Origin of the sequence: Parendozoicomonas verongulae (assembly GCF_009711465.1) — a bacterium.
Taxonomy (GTDB): domain Bacteria; phylum Pseudomonadota; class Gammaproteobacteria; order Pseudomonadales; family Endozoicomonadaceae; genus Sansalvadorimonas; species Sansalvadorimonas verongulae.
This window is the reverse complement of sequence record NZ_SMME01000726.1, coordinates 1-7,459: the sequence shown is the minus strand read 5'-3', so window position 1 is coordinate 7,459 and position 7,459 is coordinate 1. Positions and strand designations below refer to the sequence as shown.

General features: G+C 53.0%; 5 protein-coding genes. 2 read left to right on the top strand and 3 right to left on the bottom strand.

The window, feature by feature from the left end:
- Together E1189_RS04065 and yfcE are read left to right on the top strand one after the other, a co-directional pair.
- The coding region (locus E1189_RS04065; RefSeq protein ID WP_230460141.1) for a peptide MFS transporter at positions 1–1,323 on the top strand (1,323 nt) is incomplete at its 5' end.
- Between the two features lie 90 nt (positions 1,324–1,413).
- Positions 1,414–1,959 carry a phosphodiesterase gene (yfcE, locus tag E1189_RS04060; protein WP_155158786.1) on the top strand — a complete coding sequence of 182 codons (546 nt, stop codon included), beginning with the start codon at positions 1,414–1,416 and terminating at the stop codon, positions 1,957–1,959.
- 3 nt (positions 1,960–1,962) lie between these two features.
- Here the strand turns inward: yfcE and putA are convergent, their stop codons facing one another.
- From putA to E1189_RS04045, 3 genes are all read right to left on the bottom strand, one after another.
- A complete protein-coding gene (gene putA / locus E1189_RS04055; protein ID WP_155158785.1) occupies positions 1,963–5,151 on the bottom strand; it encodes a bifunctional proline dehydrogenase/L-glutamate gamma-semialdehyde dehydrogenase PutA in 3,189 nt (1,062 codons plus the stop codon).
- A 121-nt stretch (positions 5,152–5,272) separates the two neighbouring features.
- Positions 5,273–6,037 carry a helix-turn-helix domain-containing protein gene (locus E1189_RS04050; RefSeq protein ID WP_196221177.1) on the bottom strand — a complete coding sequence of 255 codons (765 nt, stop codon included), beginning with the start codon at positions 6,035–6,037 and terminating at the stop codon, positions 5,273–5,275.
- Positions 6,038–6,068: 31 nt separating this feature from the next.
- On the bottom strand, positions 6,069–7,459 hold a 1,391-nt coding region (locus E1189_RS04045; RefSeq protein ID WP_230460140.1), incomplete at its 5' end, for a protein kinase domain-containing protein.

Sequence of the window (7,459 nt, the reverse complement as noted above, 5' to 3'; positions counted from 1 at the left end):
TATGAGTTTATGGGTCACACCCAGGCTGTTGGTTATATGATGCCGTTTATCGGTGGTTATATTATCGATAAATTCCTTGGCCTTCGTCGTGGTATTACCATTGGTGTGAGCCTGCTGGCGGCGGCTTACGGTCTGGTTTATCTGGGCAGCTCCTATGTTCACGTCTTTGGTAACAAGGCTTTTATTGCGGCTTACGCCCTGATTCCTGCTATCAACGCTTTGGTCGGTTCTCCTTCTTCCGCACTGGTGAGTCGCATCTATAAGGGTGACGAAACCGGCAGTAAGTCTGGTATGACCATGTACTATATGGCGATCAACGTAGGCAGCCTGATTGGTATCGGCATTGCACCCTTGCTGATGGAAAGCCATTATGGCGTGATGTCTGTACTGGCGATTGTTGTGATTGGTAAAGCCCTGGCCGCTCTGAACTTTGTTGCCAAGCAGAAGCTCTATGACAATGTTGTGGATGACATGGACGCGACTCCCATGACGTTGCAGCGCACTCTCCCTGTTGTTGCCTTTCTGATGGCTGGTTACGTCCTGGCCTTTGGTGCTTACCTGAACCCTCATGTCAGCACCTACATTATTGGTCTGGGCTGTGCGATGGGTATCTCTCTGTTCTGTGTGCGCACCATGCTTCTGAAAGGTGCCGACCGTACCAAGCAACTGGTGGCCGCATTCCTGATTCTGGTGGCGATTGTCTTCTTTGTACTGTACAACCAGATGGCCACCACCATGGTGATGTTCACCAAAAATAACACCAACCTGGCGTTGCTCGGTTTCCATTTGGAAGCGGCCCAATTCCAGATGATTAACCCTCTGGTTATCCTGCTGATTGGCTCTGCACTGCCTAAGTTCTACCGTACCTTTAAAGGCTTCACTATTCCTTACCAGTTTGCGGTGGGTGTTGTGCTGGCGGGTCTGTCTATGATTGCTCTGTGGGCTGGCACTGTAACAGCTGACCGCGCTGGCATTGTGAATGCTGACTATGTGGGGCTGGCTTACTTTATCGTAACCATTGCTGAACTGTTTGTGAGTGCTGTTGGTCTGTCCATGATTGGTATCTACTGCCACCCAAGCATGATCGCTTTCGCTATGGGTGCATGGTACCTGTCCACTTCCATGTCTAACCTGATCACCGGTCAGTTGGGTAAGCTGGTGGCTATACCTCACGGCAGTGCAGACAAGATTGCTTCCCTGCATGCCTATGGCGACTACTTCTCCAGCGTAGGCTGGGCCGGTGTTGCGATCGGTGTTGCTCTGATCGCGGTTATGTTCTATCTGCAGCGTAACCTCGCCAGGCAAGGTATTGAGGTGGCATAATCCTCAGTTGCTTATACCTTTAAAACAGGGCCTGATCAGGCCCTGTTTTTATATCCTGATAACTCCCTCCTATGAAAGGACATACACAGCATGTTGTTAATGCTGATCTCCGACATACACGGCAATCCTCTTGCTTTGGAAAAAGCTCTGAAACTGGCAGATGAAAAAGGCGCAGACCGCATTTTGGTTCTGGGGGATCTGCTCAACCACGGGCCACGAAACCCGCTGACAGAAGGGTATAACCCCGCCAAAGTAGCTGACCTGCTGAATGAGCGTGCCAGCCAGATCACCTGCGTACGCGGCAACTGTGAAAGTGAAGTGGATCAGATGCTGGTGAAGGTACCCGTACTGGGTGAATACGTGCAGGTTTTGATTGATAACCGGCAGATGTTTTTAACCCATGGCCATATCTGGCACCCGGACAAACTGCCACAGTTGTCGGAAGGGGATATTTTCTGTTTTGGTCACACCCACTTACCTATGCTGGAAACCCGTAACGGCATCACTCTGTTTAATCCCGGCTCCATCACCCTGCCCAAAGGCGGCCATAAGCCGACAGTGGGCTGGTATGAAAACGGTGGGCTCTGGCTGACTGATCTGGCGGGCCAGATGTATTCATGGCCCGCTTCTGGATAACTGTCAGTGCTCCCCGCCTAACGACAGCAGTGTGGCGTTACCACCCACCGCCGTTGTATTGATGGTCAGAGTCTTCTCCGTGGCAAAGCGGTACAGGTAGTGCGGGCCACCCGCTTTCGGGCCAGTGCCAGACAGCCCCTGGCCGCCGAATGGCTGTACCCCAACCACCGCACCAATCTGGTTACGGTTAATGTAGGCATTGCCGACGTTCACATGCTCCTGAATAAACGTGGACGTGCGCTCGTTGCGGCTGTGCACGCCAAGGGTAAGGCCGTAACCGGTGCTGTTGATCTGCTCGATAATCTGCCCCAGCTCTTCGGCCTTGTAGCGAATGACGTGGAGAATGGGGCCAAAGTGCTCTTTCTCCAACACACTGATGCTGTCGATTTCAAAGGCCACTGGCGCAATAAAGTGGCCATTGCTGGCACAGGCTGGCAGCTCACAGCTGGCCAGTAGTCTGGCTTCCTTATGCATGCGCTCGATATGGGCCTGCAGGCCGGAACGGGCACGTTCGTCGATCACCGGGCCGACATCGGTGGCGTGAAGGCTTGGATCACCGATCACCAGCTCGTCCATGGCACCTTTCAGCAGGGAGATCACCCGCTCGGCAATATCATCCTGCACATACAGCACCCGCAGGGCGGAACAGCGCTGTCCTGCACTGCCAAAAGCTGATTTCACCACATCTTTCACCACCTGCTCCGGCAGAGAGGTGGAATCTACAATCATGGCGTTCTGGCCACCGGTTTCGGCAATCAGAGGAATGATGGCCCCTTCACGGTTAGCGATAGACAGGTTGATCTTGCGGGCGGTTTCTGTGGAGCCGGTAAAGGCGACACCGGCTATGCGACTATCAGACACCAGTCGGTTACCGATACGGGCACCGTCTCCGGGCAGTAGCTGGATAGCTTCACCGGGAACACCGGCCTCCAGCATTAACTCAATGGCACGGGCTGCAATCAAGCTGGTTTGTTCTGCAGGTTTAGCAATCACGGTGTTACCTGCGGCCAGTGCAGCTGTAACCTGACCAAGGAAGATCGCCAGCGGGAAGTTCCAGGGGCTGATGCACAGGAAGACGCCACGGCCACTGAGGCGCAGTTCGTTGGATTCTCCCGTGGGGCCGGGCATAACCAGTGGTTCGCCGAACTTGTCCACAGCTTGCTTGGCGTAGTAACGGCAAAAGTCTACAGCCTCACGGATTTCGTCGATGGCATCATGGATGGTTTTGCCGGCTTCACGGTGGCACAGGGCGATGAGTTCTTCCCGGTGTTCTTCCAGTAGATCGGACAGAGTCACCAGTTTGGCTGCGCGCTGTTCGGCAGGTGTGTTGCTCCATTCTTTAAAGGCGCTGGTGGCGGAATCAATGGCGTTGTCGATCTCAGCCTCCGTCGACCAGTGCATACGGCCAACCACCGCATCGGTCTGATGGGGGCTGGTGATATCGGAGGATTCGGTGGTTTCTACCTGCTGGCCGTTGATGATCGGGCCTTTGTGCCATTGCTGTGCCATAGACTTCTGTACTTCTTGTTGGAAGGGGTGATCAATGGATTCAATGTCGATATTGATACCGCAGGAATTGCGGCGCGGGCCACCAGGCTCATCATCAAAAATATGGGCTGGAAGAGCAATCTGACGGTTAGCAAGGTGTTCATGCTTCACCAGCTGATCAGCAGGATGGTGAACCAGAGATTCCACGGGTGTTCTGGCATCTACGAGGCGGTGGACAAAGGAGGAGTTGGCGCCATTCTCCAGCAGTCGGCGCACCAGATAGGGCAACAGCTCTTTATGGCTGCCAACGGGTGCATAAATGCGGATATTTTTTGCTTCCTGTTCCAGTACCAGTTTATAGAGTGCATCTCCCATACCGTGCAGGCGCTGGAATTCGTAGTTGTTGTCACCTGCGTTGGTAGCCATGGTGAGCACACTGGCTACGGTGTGGGCATTATGGCTGGCGAACTGTGGATAGAGAGTTCCCCTTACGGCTTCGCTGAACAGGAAACGGGTACACACCAGATAGGCGACATCGGTCGCTTCCTTGCGGGTGTACACTGGGTAACCGGGATAGCCGTTCTGCTGACAAAGTTTAATCTCGCTGTCCCAGTATGCGCCTTTTACCAGACGTACGGGAATCACATCCCCCTGTTCACGAGCCAGAGCCGACAGCCAGCACAGGGTAGGCAGAGCACGTTTACTATAGGTCTGAACCACAAGGCCAAAGCTGCCCCAACCCTGGCAGTCCGGATGGCGATACAGTTTCTCGAACAGTTTCAGGAACAGCTCATGGCGATCCTGCTCCTCGGCATCCATATTCACTGCCACATTGACTCTGCGGGCGGCACGAATCAGTACCAGTATGGAGTCCACCAACTCAGACATCACCCGCTCACTCTGGGCCACTTCATAACGAGGGTGCAAGGCCGAGAGTTTGATAGAAATACCGGGGTTGGGAGAGCCATCAATATTCGACTCGGCAGCGATAGCTTCTATGGCCGCCAGATAATCGGCATGGTATTTCGCGGCATCATCAGCGGTGAGGGCCGCTTCCCCCAGCATGTCAAAGGAGTAGGTATACCCTTTTTTACGTTCACCCCGACCATTGCTGAGGGCTTCCTTAATATTGCGTCCCAGCACGAAGTGCTTGCCCATGATTTTCATGGCCTGGTTAACGGCCTGACGAATCACCGGCTCGCCCATCTTGTTCACCAGACGGCTGATAATGCCGGAGGGTTTGCCATCTTCCTGAGTGTCCATGGTGACCACTTTGCCGGTGAGCATAAGGCCCCAGGTGGAGGCGTTCACCAGCAGGGATTCACTCTGGCTCAGGTGCTTGTTCCAGTCAGCCACACTGAGTTTGTCGCGGATCAGGGCGTCAGCGGTGTCCGCATCAGGAATGCGCAGCAGGGCTTCTGCCAGACACATCAGCAGAATGCCTTCACGGGTGTCGAGGCTGTACTGAAGCAGCAGGGAATCGATCATGTGAATGGCGTTGTCACTGGCCCGCACCTGTTCAATCAACGAGGTTGTGCGGCTGGCGATGTTGGCACGCTGATCGGCATCTTCTTCCAGCTGATCCAGCAGTTCCTGCAACCAGGGCTCTTCATCCACGCAGTAATGGGGAGAAATATATCCCCAGAGCTCCTCTGGCTTCTGGCGTATAAAAGCGGGGGTAAACGCATCTATGGCTTTGAACATGCCCACTTCCTCTTATTGGTGTCTTAGTTTGTTTGTTGGTTGGTTGACTTTTTAAAGGATAGTTATGGTGAGGACGTTACAAGGGATTTGAGGGAAAGGTCTTTGCAAAAACTCCAGTGTTTTATGCAAAAACTTCTGTTTCCCTTTGTGCTTGTTTACGATAGCGCAGGGGAGTGACTTTCAGTTTTTCCCGCATGGCGCGGGTCATCAGGCTCTGGCTGGTGAAGCCTGTGTGTGCGGCAATATCCGCCAGGGAGTCGTTGGTAGTGGCCAGTAACTGACAAACACTTTTCAACCGGAGCGCCAGAATGTACTGGTGGGGCGTGCAGGTAGTGAAGGCTCGAAAGGCATCGTAGAAGCGGCTTTCTGCCATGCCTGCCAGAGAGGCCAGTTCAGCGACGGGCAGAGCGTGTTCAAGATGAGTGTGGATGTAATCACAAATCTGATCCATCGACAGAGCAACACTCGCCACTGGCTGCCAGCTTTGAGCAAAACGCAGTTGCAGGCTGCGCAACACGCCATCGCACAGGGCGTTAGCCAGTTGAGCATCATTCGGGAACAGGGCCAGTTCGTGGCCGACCTGATGAATCAGCTCCATCAGAGAACGGTCAATACGAAACCAGGCCGGACAGGCAAACATGGTTTCCATATCTGCAGTGAGATCCTGAGTGTCAACATTGATCAGCACCAGCTGGTTGCCATGTCGGCCAGAGAAGGCATGAATACTGTGGCTGGGGATCACGCAACCCACACTGTGGGCAATGCGTCCACGCTTTCCCTCAATGTTGAAGTCTGCCTGACCTGCCACAGGAATCACCAGCTGGTGGTGTTCATGGCTGTGCTGATTCTCGGTAGCAGGCAGTGTGGTGACAGCAAGGTTTTTCATTCTTCCAGAATATCGTTGTCCGGGTGGGAACTCAATTCTTGGAACGGGGGCGACTGTATACATCCATGCAGTTACCTTTGCGCCCCGGGGCCGGGTGTGCCGTGATATGAGGTGCTCTGGATGACTGATGGTATTGGCTCCGGCCAGAAGATACTTTGCGTGGAAATGTCGCTGGCCTGACAGCGGCACGGGAAGCTATTTGCCTGTGCTGAGCAAAGTGCTTCAGGAAAAGACTCTGTGCAGTATCGTCAGAGGCAGTGTTCATATTTTTGAAAATGTCTCTGATCAGATATGTCAACCAGTCTGGAAACTGAATGGGGTATTGTGTCTTTGGCATCAGCTTATGGATAAAGCTATAAAGATGGCTCGTAAATATATCCAGATTTTCTGATGCGGCGTAGTCCACCAGCTTTTGCAGTTGACTTTGATAATGATCAAGACGGTTCTCTTCAGGCACCTCTCTGGAATGTGCACCCATCATCGAAACAGGATGACGGCCCTGGCTCAACTGAATCAGCGCCATTGCAAAGCCAAACAGGTCATGGGCATAGCCATTGATATCAATATCAAACCGAGGGTCAAAAGCATCCGAAGTCTCTTTATGGCGAGTCTGGTGCCGATCAATAATGACCCGTAAGTGCTCGGGTGTCAGAAAAGCCATGGTGCCAGCATGCAGAGACATATACATCCTGTCACTTTCGACTTTGCGCAGCTGACCCATATCGGTGAGCAGGTAGTGTTTTGGATTTTTGGGATCGTGACTTTTCCGGTAGAGCACGTTATCCGGTTTGAAATCCCGGTGAACATAGTTATTCATATGAAGCGCACTTATAGCTGAGAGCATTTGCCTGGCAAAACTGCGAATCTCTGCTTCCTCCCATGGGGCAACAACCTCTACGGGACAGGCCGGGCTTTCCACCATCAGAATGTATCCTTGCTGTTCGTCTTCACGCCAGTCTCTGATATGTGCGATATTTGGATGTGCAACCTGCTGACTCAGGTATTTCAAAAGTCGTAACCGTTTGCTCTCCTCCCTTTTGTTGGCCCGGTTCCAGATCATTTGTTTGACTATCTGGAGGCGGATGGCAGGTGCCTGGGCATCAGGGCCTGACTCAGTATTTTCTGGAGCGTAGGCCGCCAGGTAAATAATGGATTCCGAGCCGCAATTTATGGCGTTAGAAATGCCAACACGGCCAAACTGCAGTGGATAAATCATCAAGTCTAGCCTTGGAATCGGAGGTGGTATCAGTTCAGTCCCTGCTTTGGTGTAGAGCGCCTTCTGACGAGCCTCCTGACGGCTAGACGGTGTACTTTTGTTGATGCGCTGCACCATGGCTATAAACTTGTTATACCTTCTTATGTCTCTCGTAGACTGCGGAGCGGGCAGGGGGAGCGGTGGGCAGTTAAACTCCGGCGCCTTCA